General features: G+C 48.3%; 21 protein-coding genes. 17 read left to right on the top strand and 4 right to left on the bottom strand.

Going from position 1 to position 23995, the window contains the following annotated elements:
• A partial coding sequence (locus tag PSHG_RS28560) for an NAD(P)H-hydrate epimerase (protein WP_010277418.1) occupies positions 1-678 on the bottom strand: 678 nt, incomplete at its 3' end.
• 732 nt (positions 679-1410) lie between these two features.
• On the opposite strand from PSHG_RS28560, the gene fabV reads away from it, so the two are divergent.
• Positions 1411-2610, top strand: coding sequence for an enoyl-ACP reductase FabV (fabV, locus tag PSHG_RS21200; RefSeq protein ID WP_010277416.1), 1200 nt, complete (start codon positions 1411-1413; stop codon positions 2608-2610).
• A 336-nt stretch (positions 2611-2946) separates the two neighbouring features.
• Positions 2947-3693, top strand: a complete 747-nt coding sequence (map, locus tag PSHG_RS21195) for a type I methionyl aminopeptidase (RefSeq protein ID WP_010277413.1) — start codon at positions 2947-2949, stop codon at positions 3691-3693.
• Positions 3694-3752: 59 nt separating this feature from the next.
• Here the strand turns inward: map and PSHG_RS21190 are convergent, their stop codons facing one another.
• Both PSHG_RS21190 and PSHG_RS21185 read right to left on the bottom strand, forming a co-directional pair.
• The gene (locus tag PSHG_RS21190; RefSeq protein ID WP_010277410.1) at positions 3753-4064 is read right to left on the bottom strand and encodes a hypothetical protein; all 312 of its coding nucleotides are present in this window, start codon (positions 4062-4064) and stop codon (positions 3753-3755) included.
• A gap of 87 nt (positions 4065-4151) precedes the next feature.
• Entirely contained in the window at positions 4152-4601 is a 450-nt protein-coding gene (locus PSHG_RS21185; RefSeq protein WP_010277408.1) for a cupredoxin domain-containing protein, read from the bottom strand.
• A 225-nt stretch (positions 4602-4826) separates the two neighbouring features.
• Between PSHG_RS21185 and PSHG_RS21180 the strand changes: the two genes are divergently transcribed.
• The 15 genes from PSHG_RS21180 (at position 4827) to PSHG_RS21110 (ending at position 23447) form a co-directional block, all read left to right on the top strand.
• Positions 4827-5780, top strand: coding sequence for an aldolase catalytic domain-containing protein (locus tag PSHG_RS21180; RefSeq protein ID WP_010277406.1), 954 nt, complete (start codon positions 4827-4829; stop codon positions 5778-5780).
• 240 nt (positions 5781-6020) lie between these two features.
• Positions 6021-6587: a thioredoxin family protein gene (locus tag PSHG_RS21175; protein ID WP_010277403.1), complete on the top strand. Its 567-nt coding sequence runs from the start codon at positions 6021-6023 to the stop codon at positions 6585-6587.
• Positions 6588-6702: 115 nt separating this feature from the next.
• The gene (locus tag PSHG_RS21170) at positions 6703-7323 is read left to right on the top strand and encodes an MBL fold metallo-hydrolase (protein WP_010277400.1); all 621 of its coding nucleotides are present in this window, start codon (positions 6703-6705) and stop codon (positions 7321-7323) included.
• A gap of 368 nt (positions 7324-7691) precedes the next feature.
• On the top strand, positions 7692-8531 hold the full coding sequence (locus tag PSHG_RS21165) for a hypothetical protein (RefSeq protein WP_010277399.1): 840 nt from the start codon (positions 7692-7694) through the stop codon (positions 8529-8531).
• 77 nt (positions 8532-8608) lie between these two features.
• Complete coding sequence (locus PSHG_RS21160) at positions 8609-9445, top strand: SAF domain-containing protein (RefSeq protein WP_157213484.1); 837 nt, start codon at positions 8609-8611, stop codon at positions 9443-9445.
• Positions 9446-9449: 4 nt separating this feature from the next.
• Complete coding sequence (locus PSHG_RS21155; RefSeq protein ID WP_010277394.1) at positions 9450-10622, top strand: P-loop NTPase family protein; 1173 nt, start codon at positions 9450-9452, stop codon at positions 10620-10622.
• Positions 10612-12039 (top strand): P-loop NTPase family protein, encoded by a 1428-nt coding sequence (locus PSHG_RS28555; protein WP_010277392.1) that lies wholly within the window; start codon positions 10612-10614, stop codon positions 12037-12039. The genes PSHG_RS21155 and PSHG_RS28555 overlap by 11 nt, the downstream gene beginning before the upstream one ends.
• 16 nt (positions 12040-12055) lie before the next feature.
• Entirely contained in the window at positions 12056-13240 is a 1185-nt protein-coding gene (locus PSHG_RS21145) for a hypothetical protein (RefSeq protein ID WP_010277388.1), read from the top strand.
• Complete coding sequence (locus PSHG_RS21140; protein WP_148497824.1) at positions 13194-13916, top strand: hypothetical protein; 723 nt, start codon at positions 13194-13196, stop codon at positions 13914-13916. The genes PSHG_RS21145 and PSHG_RS21140 overlap by 47 nt, the downstream gene beginning before the upstream one ends.
• Before the next feature lie 25 nt (positions 13917-13941).
• Positions 13942-14100 (top strand): hypothetical protein, encoded by a 159-nt coding sequence (locus PSHG_RS30760; RefSeq protein WP_157213483.1) that lies wholly within the window; start codon positions 13942-13944, stop codon positions 14098-14100.
• Between the two features lie 84 nt (positions 14101-14184).
• Positions 14185-14598: a hypothetical protein gene (locus PSHG_RS21130; RefSeq protein ID WP_010277384.1), complete on the top strand. Its 414-nt coding sequence runs from the start codon at positions 14185-14187 to the stop codon at positions 14596-14598.
• A complete protein-coding gene (locus tag PSHG_RS21125; RefSeq protein ID WP_010277382.1) occupies positions 14595-15080 on the top strand; it encodes a hypothetical protein in 486 nt (161 codons plus the stop codon). The genes PSHG_RS21130 and PSHG_RS21125 overlap by 4 nt, the downstream gene beginning before the upstream one ends.
• 60 nt (positions 15081-15140) lie before the next feature.
• Complete coding sequence (locus PSHG_RS21120; protein ID WP_010277380.1) at positions 15141-15725, top strand: helix-turn-helix transcriptional regulator; 585 nt, start codon at positions 15141-15143, stop codon at positions 15723-15725.
• Between the two features lie 260 nt (positions 15726-15985).
• Positions 15986-17158 (top strand): S-layer homology domain-containing protein, encoded by a 1173-nt coding sequence (locus tag PSHG_RS21115; protein WP_026021524.1) that lies wholly within the window; start codon positions 15986-15988, stop codon positions 17156-17158.
• Positions 17159-17171: 13 nt separating this feature from the next.
• A complete protein-coding gene (locus tag PSHG_RS21110; protein ID WP_010277376.1) occupies positions 17172-23447 on the top strand; it encodes a glycoside hydrolase family 78 protein in 6276 nt (2091 codons plus the stop codon).
• A gap of 65 nt (positions 23448-23512) precedes the next feature.
• Here PSHG_RS21110 and PSHG_RS21105 read toward each other — a convergent pair whose 3' ends face one another.
• Positions 23513-23767 (bottom strand): transposase, encoded by a 255-nt coding sequence (locus tag PSHG_RS21105; RefSeq protein ID WP_235782101.1) that lies wholly within the window; start codon positions 23765-23767, stop codon positions 23513-23515.
• Positions 23768-23995: the final 228 nt, after the last annotated feature.

Here is a 23995-nt window from a genome sequence, read left to right as displayed (position 1 = left end):
GAGCAGGAGAGTATTCACCTCCTGATCAGCGGCGAGCCGCTCGGGGATGCCGATCGGCCGGACCACGACACGCCCCGCGGCATCGACGCCAGGATGCTGGACGAGCCCGCGCTTGGTGAAAGCGAGGGCAACCGTCAGCTTGGCGCGGATGCAGGGGTCGTGTAGCTGGCCGGTATCGGCGTCAAGGCCGCTCGGGATATCTACCGCGACAATCGGCAGTCCGCTTTCGTTCGCTTCGCGAATGAAAGCGGCGTACGTGTCGCGCGGCTGCCCCCGAGTGCCGGTGCCGAGCAGCGCGTCGATCGCGCCATCGTAGCGGCCCCACATGATTTGGCCGGGCTGGAAGCTCCTTAAGGCGAGACCTAGCTGTTTGATTATCGCTTGCTGGATGGACATGGCTTCGCTGCCCTTGTCCTCTTCTTCCGCAAGCCAAATATCAACAGTGCAGCCCGCCTCCAGCAAATGCCGCGCGGCAACAAGCCCATCGCCGCCGTTATTGCCCTTGCCGGCCATTATCAGCCAGCGCCCGGTACGGGAAGGCAGCTCCCGGCTTAAGGCTAGAACCTCCTCGGCGACTGCACGGCCTGCATTTTCCATCAGGACGAGTGCTGGAATGCCGATTTGTTCGATCGTATATTGGTCCACACGTCTCATTTCTTCAGAATTCAGTACATACATGCTAATGATTCACCTTTTTCAAAATTAAGTAGAGGGGCCGGGCTGAAGTCTGGCTCTCTGAAAACAAGTGCTCTGTATCCCTTGTCCTTTATAAAGATTGTGAAACCACTAGGGGCGTTAAGGTTAACCTGCAGCCGGTAAGGGCGGAGGTAGGTGAGAGCCTTCATTTATGCTGTACCCAAGTATACCGGAAAAAGCGCATTCCCACTAGCGGAAAGAAGCATAACTTTAAGAGCCTTTACATAACCCGCTTATGCCCTGGCAGCGACAGAAAATTCTGGTACCTCTCTCAGCATCTCGTCCTGCCCTCCGCATCGCCCTCCGCTCTGTCTCTAACTCAGCCCCTCCTATGCTCATCGCATCATCCACTGCACAGCCCTCTGCCTTGCCCTCCGGACTGCTACCTCGCACTGCCCCTAGCTCAGCCCCTCCTATGCTCATCGCATCATCCACTGCATAGCCCTCTGCACTGCAACCCGCATTGTCCTCGCTGTGCCCGCCGCATCATCCGCCGCCCTGCAAATGGCTCTGCACACCGCCTCTTAACCGAGTCGATTGCTATCATATGGCTTCATATGGCTTCTAGCATTGCGGAGATTTCTATGAAATGCTGTTTTTAGCGGTTGAGCGGGGACAGCTTGTCAGGTTATGATAGACTATAGCAAGTAAGCTAACAATCCCGCATAGAATCTAGGGAAGCAGATACATATGAGAGAAGGAGAGTCGTCCCACATGATCATTAAACCCAAATTCAGAGGATTTATTTGTACAACCGCTCATCCTGAAGGCTGCGCGTATAATGTAAAGGAACAGATTGCCTATGTCAAAAGCCAGGGGAAAGTGAAGGGCCCCCGCAATGTTCTGGTAATAGGAGCTTCTACAGGCTATGGTCTGGCTTCCCGGATAGTTGCAACATTCGGCGCCGGAGCGAAAACGATCGGGGTGTTTTTTGAGAAAGAAGCATCAGGCTCTAGAACGGCTACTGCAGGCTGGTACAATACGGCCGCATTTGAACAAGCGGCTCGCGAGGAAGGGCATTATGCCGTTAGTATTAATGGCGATGCGTTTTCCGATGAAATCAAGCAGCAGACGATTGAGAGAATCCGTCAAGATTTGGGCGAAATCGATCTGGTCGTCTACAGCCTGGCCTCTCCCAAACGGGTGCATCCTGAGACGGGAGAGTTGTTTTCCTCAGTTATTAAACCAATAGGCCAAGCCTATACGAACAAAACGGTTGATTTTCATAGCGCGGAAGTGACCGAGGTTACGATCGAACCGGCGACCGAACAGGAAATTGAGCATACGATCGCGGTAATGGGCGGAGACGATTGGGAGCGGTGGATGAAAGCACTGCAGGATGCCGGCGTACTGGCTGAGGGAGTTGTCACCGTTGCTTATTCCTATATTGGCCCGCAAATCACCCATTCCATTTACCGTGAGGGTACAATTGGACGAGCCAAAGACGATTTGGAAGCGACGGCCGAGAAATTGACTCATTTGCTCGAAGGAGTGGCGGGACAAGCCTATGTTTCGGTAAACAAGGCGTTAGTGACCCAATCCAGCTCAGCGATCCCGGTAGTGCCTTTGTACATCTCACTGCTGTTTAAAGTGATGAAGGAAAAAGGGCTGCACGAGGGCACGATAGAGCAAATGTACCGCTTATTTGCTCAAAGGCTTTATACGGGTTCAGCTTCCGACCTTTCCCTGGATGACCGTAATCGCATCCGTATTGACGATTGGGAAATGAAGGAAGAGGTACAGGAAGAGGTCGCCAAATTGTGGAATCAAGTCGAGACAGATAACATCCGTGACATTTCCGACATCGATGCCTTTCGCCAGGATTTTTTCCGTTTGTTCGGGTTTGAATTCCCACAGATCAACTACGATGAGGAAGTCGATGTGCAGCGCAGTATTCCAAGCCTGGCCGAGTAAAGTTTTTCTTTCGGGTGTTCATTCGCTTAACTGTTAATGCATATAAGAAGGCAGGTTCTACTACTCAGGAGCATGCGCATTTCAGTACGACGCACTAGCATGAAGCCAATAGCATGACTAATTTCAGCATGACGCATCGGTCGTCCGCCTTGCGAGTCCGGTTCCGTTAGGGAGTCCGGACTCGTTGTAGTTCAGCGGCTTTTCGCATAACGATGTATCATTTTCCTGCAAAATTTATACAATACAGTAAATGAATCAATTTCATCATACTTGTTGGAGCGGCAGTTTGCCTTGATATGGAGGACAACTTTTTAAAATGGGGAAGGGAGCTTGTGAATGATTGCGATCAAAACCCCGGAGCAAATCGCCAAAATGAAACAGGCCGGCGAGCTTATTGCCGCCTGCCACCGGGAAATAGCTAAAAAAATCAAACCGGGAACAACCACCTGGGAGATAGAGGAATTTGTAGAGGCGTTCACAAAACAGCATGGGGCGATCCCGGAGCAGAAAGGATATTATGGCTATCCCTATGCGACCTGCGCATCGGTGAACGATGTGATCTGCCATGGCTTTCCGCGCAAAGAGCCGCTGAAAGAAGGCGATCTGGTTAAGATTGATATGGTTTTTAGCGTGGACGGCTGGATGGCTGATTCCGCCTGGTCCTATGCCGTAGGCAAAGTAAGCGGCGAAGTCAAAAGACTGATGGAGACAACCGAGCAGGCGCTGATGATCGGGATACAAAAAGCAGTGGCCGGCAACCGGCTTGGCGATGTGTCTAATGCCATTCAGAAGTTTGCAGAAGGCAAAGGGTATTCGGTCGTGCGTCAGTTCATTGGTCATGGAATTGGGCAGAAAATGCATGAAGAGCCGCAGGTCCCCCACTACGGGCCAGCCGGACGGGGGCCGCTATTGAAAGAGGGCATGGTGTTCACGATCGAGCCCATGCTGAACACAGGCAGCCACGAAGCCTTTATCGAAGACGACGGCTGGACAGCAAGGACAATTGATGGAGGCCTGTCTGCACAGTACGAGCATACGATTGCGATAACAGCGAACGGTCCGCTCATTCTGACTCAACAATAACGGTAGCAGCGGCTAAACCCGAAAGGCTAAACCAAAAGGAGGCTGAACCCCATAAGAGTTCAGCCTCCAAAAGCACTGCGAAACGCTTTAGCTAAAGCAGCGGCGTCAACTTCCCACAGCCCGGCGATTTCTGGACAAACGTTTTCTTCCCACCAATCCGCGAGTACTTTGCGTTTTCCCGCATTTTCATGAATCCATAAGAAATTTTCCGCTACTTTTTTAAAATACAGCTTTTCAGCCTGCTCGACTTTGTCCGGGGGGATCCATTTTTTTAGCTTTTTAATCGTACGGTACAGCTCTTTCTCACATGTTCTGCGAATGGTCCGCACACTGGGCGTTTCCCGTTGATGCGGCTCTTTGGGCGGTCTCATGCCAACGCTCCACCTGCCTCCTTAAGCTATATGTATACATATGCAGGCGGGGGAAGGGAGGCTACTGCAAAAGCGCCCAGCGAATCATTAATCGACTACGATATAAGCAATCATCGGGCCGTCGTGGTCCTTGTCGGGATGAGTTAGACAGATTAGGCGGTAGGTGCCTTCTTTTTCTGCTTTAAAAGTGACCCGGGTTTCCCGGTCCTTCAGCACTTCCCCCTTAATGTCCGTGCCTTCGATAAAGAAGGGGTGGCTTTCCCCGTTAACGCCGCGAATGACCAAATGGACGGTCTCCCCTTTTTCTACAAAGACCGTACCCGGATGCCAGATGTAAGCTTCAATTTCTTTGCCATCGCCCGTTGTGGCCTTGAATTCTCCTGTAACCATATGAATGGTGCGGATTTGACTCGTTGCTGCGCCCGTAGAGAGGACGCTGGGGCGGTACAGGAGAAATAGAGAGCCAGCAATCATGGCAGCCAATAGGGTGGTTAGCAGGATTCGTTTCTTTTTATTCAGGACAATAGAGCGGAACATGAGTTAAGTTCACTTCCTTTAGTAAGCTTTTTTCTATACGTATGCAAAAGCTTGTCCCCGCATGCTATTCGGCAAAAAAATGTTTGGCCTATTATGTTGACAAACGTAATCAACGCATGATATATATAGTTAATACATCTTCATTCTTTATTGCTTGAAAGCTTAAAAGCCCAAAAGTTATTAGCTTTTAAAGACAAACAGATTACGATTGTGGGGGACAGTACGATGAGTAACCAGTGTAAAATTTTGGATTGCACCATTCGCGATGGCGGACTTGTTAACAATTGGGATTTCAGTGTAGAGTTTGTGCGCGATTTATATAAGGGCTTGAATGAAGCTGGTGTTGATTATATGGAGATTGGCTATAAAAATTCTCCAAAGCTGCTCAAAGGTGCTGATTCCGGTCCTTGGCGCTTTTTGGATGAGACATTTTTGAAAGAGGTTATTCCCGAGAAAGGCTTCACTAAGCTTTCTGCTCTTGTGGACATTGGGCGCGTTGACGAGAATGATATTTTGCCGAGAAACGAGAGCATTCTCGACCTGATCCGGGTAGCCTGCTACATCAAAGATGTGGACAAAGGCCTGGAGCTGGTTCAAAAATTCCATGACAAGGGGTACGAAACGACTCTTAATATTATGGCATTGTCCAATGTTCTGGAGAACGAGCTGGAGGATGCTTTCAAGCTAGTCGCGGCAAGTCCGGTTGATGTCGTTTATGTGGTGGATTCTTACGGCAGCATGGATGCGCACGCCATTAGCCATCTGGTCGATAAATTCAAGCAGCTGCTTCCGGGTAAAACCTTGGGGGTACATACTCACAACAATATGCAGCTAGCTTTTTCCAATACATTAACAGCTGTAGACAAGGGCGTTACTTTCCTTGATTCCTCCGTATACGGCATGGGCAGGGCTGCGGGCAACTGTCCTACAGAGCTTCTGGTCAGCCACCTGAAAAATCCGAGATACGAGCTTCGTCCCGTTCTGGAAGTGATTGAGAAGCACATGATCCCGATGCGTGAAGTATGGGAGTGGGGCTACATCATCCCTTACATGATCTCCGGCACGTTGAACGAGCATCCTCGAGTGGCGATGGCGCTTCGCAGCAGTGAGAAGAAGGATCAGTTCGTCGAGTTCTACGATACGCTAACTTCACCGGAAACATCCGGTGCAGCCAAATAACTGTTCAGCCGCTTTCGGAATCGTCCGGAAGCGGCTTTTTGCGCGGTAAAGGGTTGGTTCATGCTTTTTCTGGATCATGGCGGGCCCTGGCTGTCAGGATGCCGGATTAGCAAAGACAGATTTCAGCCAGTATCTATAACAGACATTACAGACAGATTGATGCACGGGGCATTTCCGGTTTGGCCTAAGTAGCCATATCTGATAAAATAAGGACGACAATACCGAATGGGAGGCTTATTTATGGCAAAGTCAGTAGCCCAAAAATTGGGCAAAGGCATTACACCACAGCAATTTATTGATGGAATGCAAAAAAATCAAGACAAGTTTCTCGACTGGTATAATCAATTTTCCTGGAAAAGCGAAGAAGACCAGCAGTTTTTTGAGTCATTCCGCAACCGTGACGATTTGCGTTGTCTGATCATTGCAGCGGAATGGTGCGGAGATGTTGTGCGCAATGTTCCGGTTGTTCTGCGTGCTTTGGAGAACAGCGGCATAACTGTTGAAATGTTTATTATGGAAGAGCATTTGGATTTTATAGACGAGCATTTGACTATGGGCGGCCGTGCTATTCCGGTTGTCGTGTTTGCCGACAGCAGCGGCTATATTCTTGGCAAGTGGGGACCGCGTCCGGCTGAGGTGCAGGCAGTTATGAACGAGTTCAAGCGGCAAAATCCGGACCGTGAAGCTCCAGATTATCAGGAAAAGATTCAAGTGGCGCGTCAGGAAATGATGCGATTGTACGGTGAAGGCACCGGTTACCACGATGTCATCATTAGCGAGCTAAAGGAGATTTTGACCACGTTTTAATGAATTCGCGGCAGATCGTGGCAGACCTCGCATGACTACTTTTTCACCACATTTCTCAATAAGCTAAGTGAAAGCAGACAGACATTTGCTAACGAATAGGAACAGGGGCGATAAAGTGAATATCGAGATTTTTACTCTGGGACCCTTGCAGACGAATGCATATCTGTTGACGGATGAAGAAAACGCTAAAGCAGTTGTCATTGATCCGGGTATGCAGCCAGAGAAGCTAGTAAAGCGCCTTGAGGGCTTGGAGGTAGAAGCGATTCTGCTAACGCATGCCCATTTCGATCATATTGGCGGAGTGGACCAGATCCGCAAGCTCAAGCAATGCCCGGTTTACCTGCATGATGAGGAGGCTGACTGGCTGACCGATCCGAAAAAGAACGGTTCGGCGCGCTGGTCCGATTTGGGGCCTCCTATTGTGACGGATCCTGCTGAGTATGCATTGGATGACCGGCAGGAGCTGGTTTTATTGGGACAAACCTTTAAGGTGCTTCATCTGCCGGGTCATTCCCCTGGAAGTGTAGGATTTCTTCATGGCAACGTGTTGTTTGGCGGGGATGTGCTGTTTCGCCAATCCGTCGGGCGCACAGATTTGCCGCAAGGAAGCTGGAATGACTTGATGGACAGCATCCATGGCAAGCTGTTCCAGCTTGCTGAGGAGACAGTTGTTTATCCGGGGCATGGTCCGAAGACCACTATTGGTTACGAGAAACAGAACAATCCGTATGTTTAAGCTAAGTATTAGAACGGCAGCATGAGGACAGCAGTATAGGACGACAGCATGAGGTCAGCAGAGCATTATGTGAAATAAGCTGGCTGCCCTTAGGCTCAGGGTGTCCAAGCAGAAAGATGTCGACAGGGTTGAGCGAAAACAAGAAAATTTCGGAAAATAATGTTGAATTGTGGAAACAGACATGCTATATTAAACCGTATAAGCACGAAATTACACATACCTGATCGATTTTGCGAAGAACGCAAATTTCCGGGCATTACCGGGAGTTTGCGTTTTTTTTATTTTTCGATAAGGATAATGCTGCCTATTTTCTTAGCTTGGTTATCGAACAAACGGCGCAGCAAAGACATTAAGAAGGAGGGAAAGCAATGAATAATTATCGCGATTCATGCTTGGTGGAGCAGAGGCATTTTAAAGTCAGTAAGCCGACAAAATTTAAGGATGCTGTTACTTGGGAGAACCAGGTTATGGCTTTTCAAGGCACGGATGCCGGCATCGGAACGACATTTCTTTCCTTTGCTACTGCTTGGTCTGCCGCCAGAATCGGAAAACAGCGGGTTGCCTATTTGTCAGTCGGACGCGATCCCAGGAAGCTGTGGCGTTACTTAGGCATGAGGAGAGCCAGGGTACGTATGAAGCGCAAGCAAGGTTGGACTTATGCGCAATACGATCCGATCACGGCGTCTGGAGTTTTACAGAGCTCTAGCACAACGCTGTTGCCTGGATTGACGATCATGAGCGGGGGATTCTCCGGAGCCAAGTGGGATTCTTCGTCGGCTAAGGCTTTGCTGGCCTTCCTCAAGGCCAATTTTCACTGCTGCATCATCGACTTGCATGGAGATTTGACGCTCTCTATCGCCCAGGACATTGGAGTTGGAGCCGATGCGTGTGTAAATGTGGTTACCCCGCTTTCTTTTAAACAGGCCAATCCCTGTATCACTGAACGGTTAATCCGCGCCTCCGGCCGTACCGATAACGGTTTGGATGTTCTGGTCAATCAAGCAGACAGCGGCCAGATGACGGCAGCAGCGGCAGGAGAAATGCCAGCCGTAGCGAGTAAGAAGCTGAACGTGCTGGGCAGTGTTTGTTGGAGCCGTCAGGTTGCAGAATTTCTTGGCCAGGGGAAGCTTCAACAGCTGCTGCAAACCAATACGTCAATAGGCAAGACGGCCAGAACATTGCTGTCTGCTTGCTTGAACCGTTCTTAAAGGCAGGCAATTAAAGAAATGAAGTGAGGGATGGAATTTACGTGATGCTGCTCAACCGCTTATCTAGAAAGGCAAAGATGATTTTTAAATGGCTGCTGCCCGTAATTGGAATCCTGCTGCTTACTGCCTTAGGTGCCATGATTGTTTGGTGGGAGACAGACGGAAGAAACCGCTATATGTACGAATCGGTCCTTGTCTTAAGAGAAGACATCCGCAGAGGCGAAGTTGTCCATGAGGAGATGCTGCTAAGCTTGCGGATGGACAAGCACCTGATTCTTTCGGATGCCATAACGGAGCCAGGCACAGTTATAGGCAAGGAAGCAAAGCATTATGTACCCGCAGGCACCCAGCTGCATCCGCGATATTTTGAACACCCGGGTCTTGTCACCGGGGAGGATATGTTTATTGTCAAGGTCCCGCAGGAGTGGCTTTACTCCGTTCCGGATACTTTGCGCCGCAAGGATCAGGTAGTCTTTTTCGAAGTGACAAAGGATGTGCTGGACCGGACTTATGCCAATCGCCAGGACTATCCGGCGGCAGGACTTGACGGTAAACCTATCCAAGCGGACACCCCGCCGGAAGGGGATGAGAACGGCAGGTCACAGGGAGCTGCGTCATCTGACTCACAGGGGCGAAATTCGTCTGCACATCCGGGATTGCCCACGCATAGCTACCCTGATGCTTATGCCCATCTTGTGTTATCATCCGAGCCTTTGTACAGAACGACCGTTGCCTATGTTAAGGATAGTGCCAATCGCGAAGTAGTCACTGTTGGAACGGAAGAAAGATTGGACGGAAGCTCTCTCATCAGCAGCATCGAAATTCCTCTAACTGCCGAGGACAAATCCAGGCTGGAGGAGGCTGTTGCAAGAGGCAGTAAATTTATTGTGGCTTATACGGAGGGAGGGGGATAGGAGCATGAAAGCTGTTGTTGTAAGTGAGCATACGGGGCTGGTTGAGAAGCTCAATGAGCATCCTCTTTTTCAAACCGTGCAGCAGGCCGAGCTTCCCCTCCCCGATAGTGAAGGCGATGTGATCATTATAGATGAGTCGAAGACGGACATTAACGAATTGTTAACTTATTATAAGGATCGTCGCCCCGGGCAGACGGCAGAACAGACCATATTTTATTTATTAACCAGAGAAATTGATAGCCGCATCCATGCTTTGTTCGCATCCAAAGAAATTGCAGTCATTGATGCCTTGCCGGTTGCGGATACTGCAAAGATCGTACAAGAGATCGTCCGGCGTCTGCAGCCGGAAGCCGTGAAGCGAAACAAGAATGTCATCACATTTTTTGGTGCGGACCACTCGGTAGGAACGACTATGCTGGCTACAGCCTGTGCCGAGCTGCTATCCAGATGGATCCAGGGACGAATTGGCCTATTCATACTTAATGAGCAGCCGGGCACCCAGTTTTTGAAGACTAAGCCGGGAGCACATGTAGGTCTGGATGAAATCCGGATGAAGCTGTTTAATCACATTCTGACTAAGAAAGAGCTGAATGAGACGTATTTAACATACAAGAATTTATCTGTGCTTCAAGGCCCTCGCAATTTGCTTGCCAATCGTCATTACCATCCGGAGCATGCGGAGCGTTTGCTAAATTTGGCTTCCACCGATTTCGATGTGCTGTTAGTAGACGCCGGGGCCAATATTGAATACGGGCTGGCGGTAGGAGCCTTAACCTCGAGCCAGCAAAATTTTTTGATCACTACGCAGCAGGAGGCGGTAAAAGCGCGCTATGAGAGAATGGAGCAGCAAGTTTTTAAGCCATTAAAGCTGAACAGCCAACATTTTTTTATGATTGTCAGCAAATATGTAAGGGAGTCTAATTTACCCAGTGCAAAAGATCTTGCCAATTACCACAAGATGGTGCTGGCGGGTACAGTGCCTTATTTGGATCTTCAGGGGTGGCAGGCGGAATTCGAGCAAAAAACGTTGCTCCACTATGAACAGCTGGAGTATACAGATAGCATCGAACGATTATGTATGTTAATTGCCCGCCAGGTAAATTTGGAGATCCACAGACCGCAGCGTAAACAAACATTATTAACAAGATGGTTTGGAGGAGCAAAGGGTGGCCATTAATCAACCGTTTTATTTGGATGAGCATATTGATGTAGCAGAAGGCCCGGTCAGTTTGCGTAGATTGTACATGCGAAAAGCCGAGGATTTCAACGGTTTTCATAACATGTGCCGATTGGTTAAGCAGGCCTTCAAAGAAGACCTTGAAGAGGATATGAGCACAGAGGATGTATTGACTCAGCGGAATGCTATCGTAGGACATATCAAGGAAGTCAGTTTTTATAAAGCTAAAATCACGGAATTTTTGAAGAAGAACAAGTGGATGAATGCCTGGTTTCCAGCCTGGTATAGCGATCTGGTGTCCGCGATTTTTCATGAAAATTGGGGCTGGGCGGGCATTGCCGCATGGAAAGAAATGACGAACAGCTCTTCCTGCAAAATCATTGGTGACCGCATTTATTTCTTAGTCGATGGGAAACAAGTGCTTCAGGAGCAAACCATCACTTACCCGCGTCTAAGACAGCTTATTACTGCTTTAATGCTGCCCACTCCCGAGCAGAGGCTGGATGAGAATAAAGCGGAGACGTATATGCTGGACGGAACCCGAGTTAAAATTTTTGATGATGGACTTGCCAAAGAGCCTACTATTATCTTCAGGAAATACATAGTTGATCATTTCAGCTTTGAGGAGCAGGCGGCGCGCGGGACGATTCCGAGGCAAATGATTCCGATGCTTAAAGAGATGACGGCCATTGGGTTTAATGTGGGATTTGTAGGTGCTGTGCGTACAGGGAAGACGACTTTCTTGCAAACCTGGCAGTCCTATGAGGATGATTCTCTGGAAGGAATTCAGGTCGAGACTGACCCGGAAATTCCGCTGCATCGAATGATGCCCAAGGCTCCCATTGTACAGATAGTCGCAGATGGAGAGCGGCTCTTAGGCATCACGAAAGATTTGCTTCGCGGCGATGGAGACTATCTGATCATGGCTGAGGCGAGAGACGCGGTCGCCTTAAAGACGGCTCTGCAGTCTACCGCCAAAGGAACACGCCGGGTGAAGATGACGTACCACACCTCGGATCCAACCGATTTCTGTTATGATGTCGCTTCAGAGATCGTCCAGGAATTCGGGGGAAATGTAGCCGCATATGCGATTAAGGTTGCCAAAGGCTTCCACTATTTGTTTGAGTTTGTCCAGCTGAAGGACAAATCGCAGAAACGATTGAAAGGAATCTATGAGCTTCGCTATCACCCATCCACGCATGATATCACCATCCATCAGATATGCCGATATGACTTTAGCAGCAGGACTTGGGCATATAAGTACGACGTTGGCGAAGATAAAAGGAGGATAGCGGAACAGGAGGACCAGGAGGCTTTTGAGCGGTTTTGCCGCCGGCTTCAACAGCTGGAAAACAGCAGTCCCATAGAGGGCGAGCATGTTATCACTCTTCCCTATATGGAGTTTCTGAGGGGCTGAGATTGGGGTGGAGAACATGTGGCTCACATTAGAGATGGCTGTCCGTTATCTGCTGTACGTCATTGTATTCGTCATCTTTTGGCTGCTGCTGGTTCCCGTTTTTTTTCAAAATCGATTTAGAAGAGGGATTCGCCGGATTCCGCGTTGGAAACCGGAGCTTTCCCAGGAACCAGTATGGGCCAGGCATATCCGCAAAATGTTAACGGTAACTTTGCAGCTGCGTTCCTTGCGGGCAGTGCTTACCTTTTACTTGATTTCCGTTCTGCTGATGGTCATGACGTTTCTGTTTTGCTGGGAATTAGGGCTGCGTCCATCATTTGTGACGGGTGCCGCCATATTCTTCGGGACGCTTCCTTACCTGCTGCTGAGAATACGATTGTATGCTATCCGCATAGGCAGCAGCTATGAAGGAGATGTGCTGGTTACCGAATTGATTAGCCAGTACAAAATTAACTATCTCAATATGGTGGAAGCGATCGATGCGACCATTCCAAGACTGCCGCCTGACTTGCTGACGAGGAAAGCTCTGATGCGATTAAGCATGCAGCTGAAGGAAAACGGAGGTCAGGAGGATGTCAATGAAGCGATTATGGAATTTACCTATGCCATCAATACGAACTGGGCTAATCTGCTAGGCACCAATCTCTACCTGGCCATTGTTGATCAGGATCAGGTCATTGAGTCCTTGGAAGATATATTGGATGAGCTGGTCAATTTGCGCAAGCTGAATGAAGCGGGGAAGCAAGAGAATGCAGAGGCGTATTTTATGATTGTCTATTTTGTTCCGCTGCTATTTGTGGCTTCTATCGTATCCATGTTTGTATTTATGAATATGCCTCTTGCCCAATGGATCGATTACCAATTTAAGCATCCGTTAGGTCTGCAGAGCTTTATACTATGTATCATTTTGCTTTTCGCCAACGGAGCATTGTATTTATATACGAAAAACCGAAAAACGACTTTTAAAATTGACATAGCGGAGGAAGGAGGTGTGTTGAAAATTGGCTGTGCAGACCGTTTATTATTGTTCTGCAGCCCTTCTGCTGCTATTTGGATACTGGCTCTGCCTGTATCTACCCGAGCTATACACGGACAGGCGTATTGCATTGCCGGGCCAGCGGTTCAAGCGGATAAAATCAGAGCTCTATTCCCGAATGAACGATCCGATGCTGAACGAAAGTTTTGCCAGATCAGGCCTTAAGCTGCCCGCTGTACTCTATCAAGCAGTCAGGATGGCAATTGCCTGCATGGCCACAGCTGTTATGCTATTCAAGGTTGGTCCAGGCAGAATTCCATGGCTAAGCTTCTTATACTTATTGATATTTGTATTGCTGACCGAGCCTAGGGCCGATTGGTTCGGAATTAAAACTCCGTTTGCCAAAATGATGGAAGTGCTTGCGGAACACCACCGAGCGAGAAAAAATCATGAAATCTATCAGGCAATCTCCCAGCTAAAAAATTTAGCCGCGGTTACTCCTAAGCAGGCTCCCGGGTCCCTGTTCATTTTGGAACAATTAGGGAAATTCGCCCGTCTAACCAAACCTGTGTTTAATCAGACGCTGCTGCTTTGGCAGTCTAACGACAAGGAAGAGGCCTGCCAATATTTTAAGCAGGAGATCGGAACGAAAGAAGGAGAGCATTTGGCTAATCTGCTGCTCAAGCTTGACGAGCTAAAGCCGGTGGAACTAAGAAGTCAGCTTGTCCTGTTTCAGGAGGAGCTGAAGCGGCGCAGGGAGACTGAGAAGCTGAAATCGAACCAGCGCAAAGCTTATATGATCTATGGCTTTGTCGTCACTTCTGCTTTCCTGATCATCGTAAACTTTATAACGGTCAGTTTCTTTATTGAATTTATATATCAATCAACGTTTATTTCCTAATTATTGATTAAGAGGAGTGGATGAAATGAAAGGATTAGTATTTTTATTGATAGGCTTGGTAGTGACGGTAGTATTGGTAACAGCTTTTGTTGCGGGTGATTCCGATACGATCAAGACAGAAACCCAGCGAATTGGACAGAAGACCATTACTAATCTGAAGATGGTAGAAAGCGGGCAGCCTTAAGCTGTTAAGCTGCATTAATTTGTTGTACGCTCTGGCTCTCTTATATCGTTTGTGAGAGCTTGCTTTTATCACAGGGGGATAGTTATGAAGCAGCTTATAGTGTTTTTGGCTGTCATTTTATTTCTAATGTTCTTTCCTTTGCAAATTGCTTTGAGCCAAATCAATCATCATCAGCTCCTGACCGCTCAGGAGATAGCCCATAATTACGCGCAAAGAGCAAGGCAGCACGGATACTATCGTCCGGAGGACATTAGCGAGCTGAGAGAAGAGCTGGCATCAAGATTAAACCTGGATGCCAGTCAATTAACCATTCATGTCACGACTGCGCCAAAGTACCGCTTTGACCGATTTGTGCCTGGAGAGCTGATCGACTATGAAATCCATATACCGGTTAACCGATTGCTGGTGATGAACAGGTTTATCGGAGTTCCCGATGAAGACAACAGCATGCGGCAGGTGATCAAGGGCCAGGTGCACAGCGAGGTGCTGCTTCCTTGAAAGTTTTGATGTGGGCTTTTCCAATCGTACTGTTAATGACACTTGTTCTTGTATATCAAGAGGATTTCAACCAACTGCACAGGCAAACGATGAGATTGAAATTTCATATTCAAGAGGCAGCGGCAGCAGCGGCTCAATATATTGAACTGGAGGATTACGGACAAGGCAGGATGGTTTTTAATCAGGTGGAAGCAGTGCGAGCAGCGGAATATGTTCTGCAGCGTAATCTGCACTTAAATGACGATTTTAGTCCCGATAAACACAGTTATTGGCAGGAGACTGTCCGATACGAAATAGAGTTCTACGATGAAAGCAATACCAGCTTTCCTTATCTGTATGAGCATGACAGCAATTATTTTACTCTGCTTCTGACGGATCCAACGGTGATTGTGACGGTTGATGCGGGACCCTCCCGGTTGCGATTATGGAATGATTCGCAAGGAATCGTGAGAACGGGAGCTCATACTTGGCAGGAAAGATAAAACTGTTCCTTCCGGGTAGTCAGATAACGGATTGAAAAATACAGAAGAGGATGGATCAATATGCGCTTAGATACGATTTGGAATAGTGGACAGGCTGCAGGAGAACAGGTATTGAACAAGCTGTTTGACGCCAAAATGATCATACTGGTAGAGCCCGGAGAGGAATGGAGGGGGCTGCCTTCGTTTATGGGTAACAACTGCAGGTCTGTGTATGCCTTTCCGGGTACGGGTACAACGAACAAGGCGAAATTAAAAATAAAACGGAAAAGCAAAAACTACTCCCAGCCTCCAGCCGAGCTGGCAGTAACTGCAGAACTAATGCGTAGAGATATGTCCGGTGAAACGGCTTTAGCAGCAGCATCACCTCCGGACCATATAAAGCGGCTATTAAAAAAGATGTCAGTGAAATACAGCCTCACATCAAGAGAAACCGAGGTGATCAGCCAGTTATGCGAGGGATGCAGGGATTTTTCGGAAATAGCTTCGCGTATGGACATCTCCCCTAAAACATTAAGAAATCATATGTCGAGTATTTACCTGAAAACAAAGACGCCAAGCATTTTGGCTTTATATTCCTTGCTAATCCATTATTTGATAAACAATAAGGGGTCATTGAATCCGGCAAGCTCAATAAACCAAAGTTAAAAATATAGTTGACATAAACTGCATTATAATGGATGATAAAGGTAAAATATGCTAACGAAGGGAAGCACCCGAACAGGCCCTATGGTCTTTATTCGAGGTGCATTTTTATTGAGCCGTTACCATGTGGGTACATGGACGATGCATTAAATTCCCCGAGTCATTTTATGCATTATGCTTGCGTTCAGCATGATGAGATTGTAGCAGGGATAATCTACTACCGTAAGAATCAAGGAAGTTTAGTAGAAAGGAAGTTGCGTACAGTGAAGGGAACAATAACTAGAATTGGGGTCGCCGCTGTATTGTCGGGCGCGCTGCTCATTGGCGGATATCATGGAGAATTATTTTCTGCTGCGAGCAGCAGTGTATCCACTGAGAAGCAATCCGTGTATCTTTCAGATATTACAGGGCATTGGGCAGAAGACTCTATTCAGCGGGCCATTCAAGCAGGATATGTGGATGGGTACGAAGACCGGACATTTAGACCGGATCAAAACATTACTCGTGCGGAATATGCGGCTATGCTGGCCAAGGCGTTAGGTGTTTGGATCCCGCCATCCAAGCCTGCTGATGAGCATTGGTACAATGGTTACGTTTCTGCCGTTGTGAGTGCGGGCTTCCATCGCTATTCCGATTTCCAAACAGGCACCTGGGATACCCCTATTACCCGGATGGAAATGGCCCGAATGGCTGCCCGTGCTGTAGATGAGCGTCTTCAGTCAGCCGATGACGATACCAGTGATGAGGAAATTTTCTATATTGCCACGCAAAAAGGGATCATTAACGGCCTGTCCTCTGGCGATATTCTGGGCAAGAAAGAACCGGCTACCCGGGCGCAGACCGTAACGGTCATTCAGCGCATCCTGGACGTGCTGGAAGGCAAGGAGCTGGAGGTCGATATGCGGGCATCGAGCTATGCCGAAGTCGAGTGGCGCGGCACCAATATGGGGACGATGTGGGGCATGACCCCTGTCGAGCTGCCGAAGCGTCTGGACAACGGCAAAACCGTAAAGGTGGTGCTAAACGAAGTCTTGGTGCTCGATGTGGACGACCCGAACCGCCCGTATGCGGATATGTTTCCGAAGTTTAGAAGAACTTTTGATAGGGAAACAGCCAAGGACGATTACATTATTGCTATGAATTTTGATGTTGAAAATCAAATCCAGGGAGAGGGTTACTTTGTTTTTGAACAGTGGATTACAGGGAGTAGCGTATATGGGCGTTCAATAGTACATCCTGAAATCGAAAACTATATGGACTTCCTATTTAGTGGATATAGATTTGATAAACCATTTAAAGAAAATGGCTGGATTTTCATGAATATATCTAAAGAGGAAGCCCACTACAGAATGAGTATTAATCGACTGTTGATTAATATTACAAATAAGTTTGATCCGAACGGGGTTACCAATCTTTCCTTGCCCTTGGAAGAATAAATAAGGTGATCCTATGAAACGAAAACGCTGGAAATACATTCTTGCTTTAAGCTTGAGCATCCTGTTGATCACATCCGGAGTTTTGTTTTCGGGAGAGCCGGGTGAAGTCTATGCACAAGCCATTGACTTTGGCGGCAGCAAAGTGACTGAGGACGACATAACGTATTCCTATCATCCAACAGAGACGCTTTCCAACACTCGCGTTGCCATTCCCACCGATGGCCGGGAGGTCGATTATTGGGAAGTCGCGGTTAACGGTAAAACAGTCCGCAACATGGGAACGTTGAATAACGGGACGCTGACGCTCCCAACTGTTCAAGGTATAAAAAAAACGGTGGTAAACCGAGTGCAGGTCGATCCGGGCCATTATATTTGGCGAAACGCCGCGGGAACCCACTGGCAGACGCAAGGAACGCTGCGTCAAGATACGCAGGTCTATTCTTTTCCCGGAACTTGTATCACGGGCGGCATATCCGAATGTCCAGGAGCGCTGCCATCGCATATTCCAGACATTTTGCAAGTTAACGGAATGGCTGTCACAACCGCTGATGAAGTGGCTTCACCCGCCGTTTTTTACTTTCGTGAAATAGATATTGACGGAGGAGGTCGAGGAATTCCTGTTTCTGCTATTTTTCCGTCCAGCATTCATGTGGTTAAAGAGAAGTCTTCTCCTTTAACACCAAATGTGACTATCATTGCTGCAGGAAAAGGCTACTACGACGGAACTGGAATGATCAAGTCAGGTAAGCTTTTGGATGCAAATAACAGTGAATTAGGGGAAGACTATGTCTTGCTTAATAACAGCGGCACCGTTGGTCATACCCAGGGTAGGTTGTATTTCATGTCCGTCAACGCCTTCTGGCAAGGCGACACCTACGAGTATACTGGTGAAGTCAAAGTCTATTTCAAACCGACAGCCAAGCCGGATCTAGGGAATTTGGAGTTAACTACGGCGCATGAATGTCTTGAACTGAATGTTCCTTCGTCTTTCACGATTACGTTCAGCAATCTCGGGGGAGATATCTCGCAGTCCTTTGCGGTCAGCATCTATGTGGCGGGACAGCTGCACAAGACTTATACATACAGTGCGCTCGGCACGGGAGCCAGCATCACGGAGTCGTTTACGTACACGTTCACGAATGAGCAATCAACCGAATTCCATGTGGTGCTCGATGCCAATCGTGCAATTGATGAGGAGACCCGAAACAATAACGAGCAGCGCAAACTATTCTCCGCCAGCCGTCATTGTTCGGAACAGCCGGAGGAAAGAAGCATTACCGGCGATTTCGACATTGTGCCGAATGAAGCCAAGTTCCGTGATCCCTTTCAAATAATCCCGAAAGATATTACGGTTATCGGCCCTGGATGCACTTACACAAGCCATCGATTCCGTGTAGCCTACGAAGGAAGCATGGAATTATTCCCTAGTAAGTTCAGCAGGACATCACCAACTGAAGTCAAATACCCGTATCCGCCGAATATGGGGGTAGGCACAAACAACATTTACATGAAAATCTTCACTACATGCGGGGAGTCCTCATGGATTGGACCTAAACCGATAGAGTTAACCGCCGATCCCAACAATAGTCCCCCGGTGTTCAATATCGGCTGGTTTCCGTCTTTTGACCTTTATGGATGGACACCTTTAACCACTCCAATCGTCGTTGGAGACTATGTGAACTTGAGAGTAATCCAGAATCCGCTCGCTGATCCTCCGGAGCCTTATGATCCCGAGGGGGATTGGATTTACTACCATTTTCATTTTACGGAGAGTCCAAGTTATTGGGTAAGAGAGCTGGCAGATGAATATAACCTGTGGCACCGTTTTGGCGAGACCGATTTCCGGGGGTTTCTGGCTACAGAGCCGGGAATTCATGAAATTACGGCAACTGCAACAGATTCCCAAGGCGCATCAGCTTCACGAAAAGCGCAACTTGTCGTTGTTGACCGGAATCCGATTCCGCGAATCAGTGGGCCGCTGGAAGTTGTCGAGGGGCGGCCGGTTGAACCCGAATTTCATGGCAGAGACAGCATGTCGTATGTTCGCAATCGTACGATAACCGAGTTCTTTTGGACCAATAAGCGCGATATGTATCCTACCCCCGGGGAAGAGTGGATCACCCTGGAAGTCGCAGACAATACCGGGCTGCGATCAAAGCCAGAAGATATGGCAAGGCATAAGCTTATCGTTAAAGAAGATCTTCCGCCTGTACCTGAACTCACCTTCAATAGTGTGAATATTCGGAATAATCAGATCCCCATTCGCAATGATACGTATAGTCCAGATGGTGATGAACTTGTAGTTAACGACTTATATATTGCCTATGATCATAACAATGATGGGGTTTGCCGGGAGTCGGACTATGTCCGTATTGGTCAAGGCAGTGGAATTACCAATTACACCGCTTCAAGAGTCGGTAATTATTGTTTAAAGGTTTATGCCGAAGAAGATTGGGGCAAACATGCGACCGGTTATTTTACGCTGGAAGTCGTTAATCTGGAGCCGGAAGTATCTTTTACCGCCAAAGGAATTACTGCTGAACCGGAGCCCATTGCATCCACAGTGATTCCGCCGAGCCAATTCATGAGCAACAGCTGGGTTAATACGACCTTGGATGATGCCAATATCCTTAAGCGCTGGACGGCCACACCAGAGGGCACATTAGCGACAGGGGCTATATTCAATGATTCGCCTATTGGGGCAGCGTTGAGGACTTCAACTGACTCAGGAATGACTTACTATCATTTACCAGTTAACGGATCGCTTACACCTGTAGGGGATTTGCGGCTGCCGAGAAGCGGGGATAGGGAACATACGGATATTTATCATGAATTTAGTGGTGATCAGTACCTGGCGCGAATCAATTCACCTGGTTCAGCAGCCAATTACTACCTGGTCAGTACATCGAGTGCACCTAAGCTGCTAATGGATGGAGACAATTATCCATGGCATTTCATTCGTGAGGACTTGGATGAAATCATGTTTTATGATGAAACGGTTTTACATCCGACCAATCAACAAACCTGGACAAGAAATTACGCAGTCTACCGTTTATCTGACCTGGCCCGGGGGATCACCACACAGCTGCGCAGCTCCACACATCGCACGGTGTGGTATACGAACAGCGGCAGCTACACGACGACCGGAAGTGCTACGACATTTTCTGATGGCACATCCGTACATGACATGATGGACATGATCCGGTTTAACACGGACATTAAGCGAGTAGATTTAACCAATCGGCGTATTTATTCCTACCATTATGACAACTTGAAAACACCATATAAAACAGAATCATACACAAGTTTACCCTCGATCCCGTCATCCCTGCAAACGAACAATCCGATTTATAAACCTGAATTTCTTAGCGGCTACACGATAACAGATTATCAGGGGAACAAATATAGTACGCATCTAATACGAAATGCCAGTTATAATTACGAGGGTTATTTTATCAAATGGGATGCATTAAGTGGACAGCCTACAGTCATTCGCAATTTCGGGGAGATGCCTTTTAACTCCTCGTTCTATATCCCTGAAAATGGAACGACCGAACGTTATATTGCACTGTTTCTCGACGGACGACTTTCATCTGGGGGAGACTGGTACTATGACACCGTAACGGGGCAGTTAGTCAAATCCGCCTCACCCGCCTATGTTCCTTTTAACGGGGATGCACCGCGTAAACTCGTTGATGGAATGAATGGAGTGAGCCTCTACCGGCACTATGCGAGCACATACCAATTTTTGCTCAGGGATACTCGCACGAATCGGCAGCTGGCCACACTGGCAAGCTCGTATTATAATCAGCCGCCAGACTGGATAAGCGAAGGCAAGATGCATTTTCAAGGGACGATCTACAGCTTTACACCAAACAGCAAGCCGGCCAATCATAACGAAGGAAAAACGGTCGGGCAACTGATCAATTCAAGTATGGCTTCTATGGGCAATGGCACGATCGCATGGAACCAGAAAGTGGCTTATCAATACTACGAGGATCTGCCAACAGGCATGAGCTTCCGAATTCAGAATCATCGCAATATGTACCGGGTAGAATCGACCAAATCCTATTTGCGACTGGTGAAGATCACGAACGGGAACCGGCAGGTTTTACGGTCAGTTAACCATTTGATTGGGAGCAATACATGGGTCGGCTATAAAGTAGAGTTGTCCGGAAGCCGTATCCGTATTTTTGAAAATGGCATCCCTGTTATCGATGTAACGGATAGCGCGTTTGGTCAAGGTACGTTTGGGCCTTACAGTGTGGCCGACTTTGCAGAGTTCAGAGGAATATCCAGCCGTTATCTGCCTCCGGGAGTTGATGGCCAGATGGCCGGCTACGCAATTGTCGATACGGAAGTGCTTTATGATACTACGTATACCGATCCGGAGAACGACCCGCTGATCACAGCTCGGACGGAGTGGCGCATTGAACATACGAATCAAACGATGTTTATGAACATTGGGGACGGGAAAAGCGGACAATCCCGTTATCACAACACAACGCGCAGATCGCCTGTGGACGCCTTTGATAAGGTTGGCCAGTACCGGATTTCGTATCGGGAACAGGATGATCCGCATCCGCAATACCGCTATCCTAGCCATGCCTTTAACGAGTATCGGAAATATTCGGAGTATGATGTAAAAACTATTATCGTGCATCGTCGGCCGATCAGTAATTTTACAGCGGCTATCAATCAAAACAATTTGGTGCAGTGGAACGAACGAAGCTATGATCCGGACCGTTGCGCCAGCTTCACCAATTGTCAGGCTGCTTATGCAAGCAATAAAGGAATATTCCAGAAAAAGTACTTTTATATTACACCTTCGGGGGTAACCCATCAGGGGAAATTGGTGCGGCCAACAGAGCAGGGGATCTATACCCTGGGGTTAGCAGTGGGAGATGAATATGGGGCATGGAGCGACTGGTACGAGCAGGATATCCGGGTGACTGCACCGGTTTCACCGAATCGCCCGCCGAGTGCAGCGTTAACTTATCCTGCAGGCTCACGAACAAATCCGACGATGGTGACCACCTTACGGCCTGCGATTACTTGGAATCAGAGCGATCCGGATCCTGGGACCGTGTTTGAAAGATTCGATGTCCTCATCCGAAACGAGGCTGGACAAGATGTTATTCGGCGGACGGGCTTGATCCAGAATACAACAGCCACCTCTAACCGCTGGACGCTGGATACGGATCTTGAAGAAGGGATGAAGTATCAGGTACAGGTGCGTGTTACCGATGGCCAAGACTATTCCCCCTGGACGAATATCGGCTGGATGCAAACGAACCGGCCACCAGCAGCTGTCATGACGCACCCGAATGGAACACAGGCTGAACCGACGATGATCAATACGCTGCGGCCTACGTTGACTTGGCGGCAGACCGATCCGGATCCGGGCACCGTGTTCCGTCATTACCAGCTGCAGATCGCTAATGAAATGGATTCGATCCTCCTGGATAGCGGCCAATTGAAGCAAAATACAAGCTCACATAATGGCGCCTGGACTGTCAATCGTGATCTTCCCGCAGGGGAAAAGCTAAAAGTACGGGTGCGCGTCCATGACGGTATTGTCTGGTCAGAGTGGTCAGCTTACACCTGGATGATTATCAACCGACCGCCGATCGCTGATTTTGACTGGGAACCACGGCCGGCTTATGAAGGGGATCATGTGACTTTGACAAACCGCAGCCGGGATCTGGATAATGATCCGTTAACCGTGATATGGACCATACGTCCACCCGGCGAACCGGCGTTCACAACAACTGACGAGCAGCCTGAGCTGCGCTTCGTGCAGCCGGGGGCCTATTCCGTTACGCTAAGGGTTGAAGATCCTTACGGTGCTTCCCATCAGGTTACGAAAAACATTCCCGTAACACCACTTCTGATTGAAGGTTTTGTCGAACATACAGAGGAATGGAACTTCAACCGGATTCGCTACAACCAGTCGAAAACAGGGAATGACGATTTTCCAAGAACCTACAAGATTCCAGGCTACCTCGACGTCTTTTTTCCGGGAGAAAAGTTTATGCTCCGTTCAGCGGTTTCCGGGCGTGCAGCAAGAGTAGAGACAGATCTGATGGGAACCACCTACTGGACTCCGCTGGAGCTCCAGCCTCCTTACTGGCGTGGAGAGCTCTGGGATGCCGATATGATTCGCTGGGATAACCAGGAGCTGACGTTCCGGTTTACTGCATACACCCCAACCGGATACTCGAAATATGTAGATGTCACAATTGTATTAGATGATGATGCTTATTGGAGACAGCGCACAAGACGCTGATATAGTTGATAGAGAATCAAAACGATAGTGTCTGACGAGACAGCTGCAGCAGATCTTCTCTGAAATCATCTCCTCCAGCCAGATGAGGCTGTCCAATAAGTCCCCAAAATAAATGGACGGAAAACCGTAATGTTTTCCGTCCACTTTTTTGTTTGTCTGTTTTCCCGGAATGTAGTCAGGCGGATACCTGCCACTTTCAATAGATTGCGGGCTAATGCCACAATCCCAAACCCGACGTGAACCTTGTTCAGTTCCCGTAAAGAGAACCGTCGGAACGATCGGCTGTCCTTGAGGTGACCGAACACGCTCTCTACCTCCATATTATCTAAATAAAAATAATTCGCCTCGGGCCCTGCTGTATCGGCGATTGTATGCGGTTTTTCTGTGAAAATTAAACGCCCCGTATGATGAGTATCTCGGGTAATCGGCCTTAATCACATGATTTGGAGCTTGTATGACATTTCGTATGAAACACTGGCTGCAGCTCCTTAAACCCCGGCATTTGTACGATTTGTCATACAAATCTCGGGTAATTGCCCTTCAATCCC

This window comes from Paenibacillus senegalensis JC66 (assembly GCF_000285515.1).
Classification (GTDB): domain Bacteria; phylum Bacillota; class Bacilli; order Paenibacillales; family NBRC-103111; genus Paenibacillus_L; species Paenibacillus_L senegalensis.
This window is presented reverse-complemented; position numbering and strand designations above follow the sequence as displayed.

Excerpts from the sequence above, each read along its gene's own strand:
- fabV (WP_010277416.1), top strand. The coding sequence starts at position 1,411 with ATGATCATTAAACCCAAATTCAGAGGATTTATTTGTACAACCGCTCAT.
- map (WP_010277413.1), top strand. The coding sequence starts at position 2,947 with ATGATTGCGATCAAAACCCCGGAGCAAATCGCCAAAATGAAACAGGCC.
- PSHG_RS21190 (WP_010277410.1), bottom strand. The coding sequence starts at position 4,064 with ATGAGACCGCCCAAAGAGCCGCATCAACGGGAAACGCCCAGTGTGCGG.
- PSHG_RS21185 (WP_010277408.1), bottom strand. The coding sequence starts at position 4,601 with ATGTTCCGCTCTATTGTCCTGAATAAAAAGAAACGAATCCTGCTAACC.
- PSHG_RS21180 (WP_010277406.1), top strand. The coding sequence starts at position 4,827 with ATGAGTAACCAGTGTAAAATTTTGGATTGCACCATTCGCGATGGCGGA.
- PSHG_RS21175 (WP_010277403.1), top strand. The coding sequence starts at position 6,021 with ATGGCAAAGTCAGTAGCCCAAAAATTGGGCAAAGGCATTACACCACAG.
- PSHG_RS21165 (WP_010277399.1), top strand. The coding sequence starts at position 7,692 with ATGAATAATTATCGCGATTCATGCTTGGTGGAGCAGAGGCATTTTAAA.
- PSHG_RS21160 (WP_157213484.1), top strand. The coding sequence starts at position 8,609 with ATGATTTTTAAATGGCTGCTGCCCGTAATTGGAATCCTGCTGCTTACT.
- PSHG_RS21155 (WP_010277394.1), top strand. The coding sequence starts at position 9,450 with ATGAAAGCTGTTGTTGTAAGTGAGCATACGGGGCTGGTTGAGAAGCTC.
- PSHG_RS21145 (WP_010277388.1), top strand. The coding sequence starts at position 12,056 with ATGTGGCTCACATTAGAGATGGCTGTCCGTTATCTGCTGTACGTCATT.
- PSHG_RS21140 (WP_148497824.1), top strand. The coding sequence starts at position 13,194 with ATGAACGATCCGATGCTGAACGAAAGTTTTGCCAGATCAGGCCTTAAG.
- PSHG_RS30760 (WP_157213483.1), top strand. The coding sequence starts at position 13,942 with ATGAAAGGATTAGTATTTTTATTGATAGGCTTGGTAGTGACGGTAGTA.
- PSHG_RS21130 (WP_010277384.1), top strand. The coding sequence starts at position 14,185 with ATGAAGCAGCTTATAGTGTTTTTGGCTGTCATTTTATTTCTAATGTTC.
- PSHG_RS21120 (WP_010277380.1), top strand. The coding sequence starts at position 15,141 with ATGCGCTTAGATACGATTTGGAATAGTGGACAGGCTGCAGGAGAACAG.
- PSHG_RS21110 (WP_010277376.1), top strand. The coding sequence starts at position 17,172 with ATGAAACGAAAACGCTGGAAATACATTCTTGCTTTAAGCTTGAGCATC.
- PSHG_RS21105 (WP_235782101.1), bottom strand. The coding sequence starts at position 23,767 with ATGGAGGTAGAGAGCGTGTTCGGTCACCTCAAGGACAGCCGATCGTTC.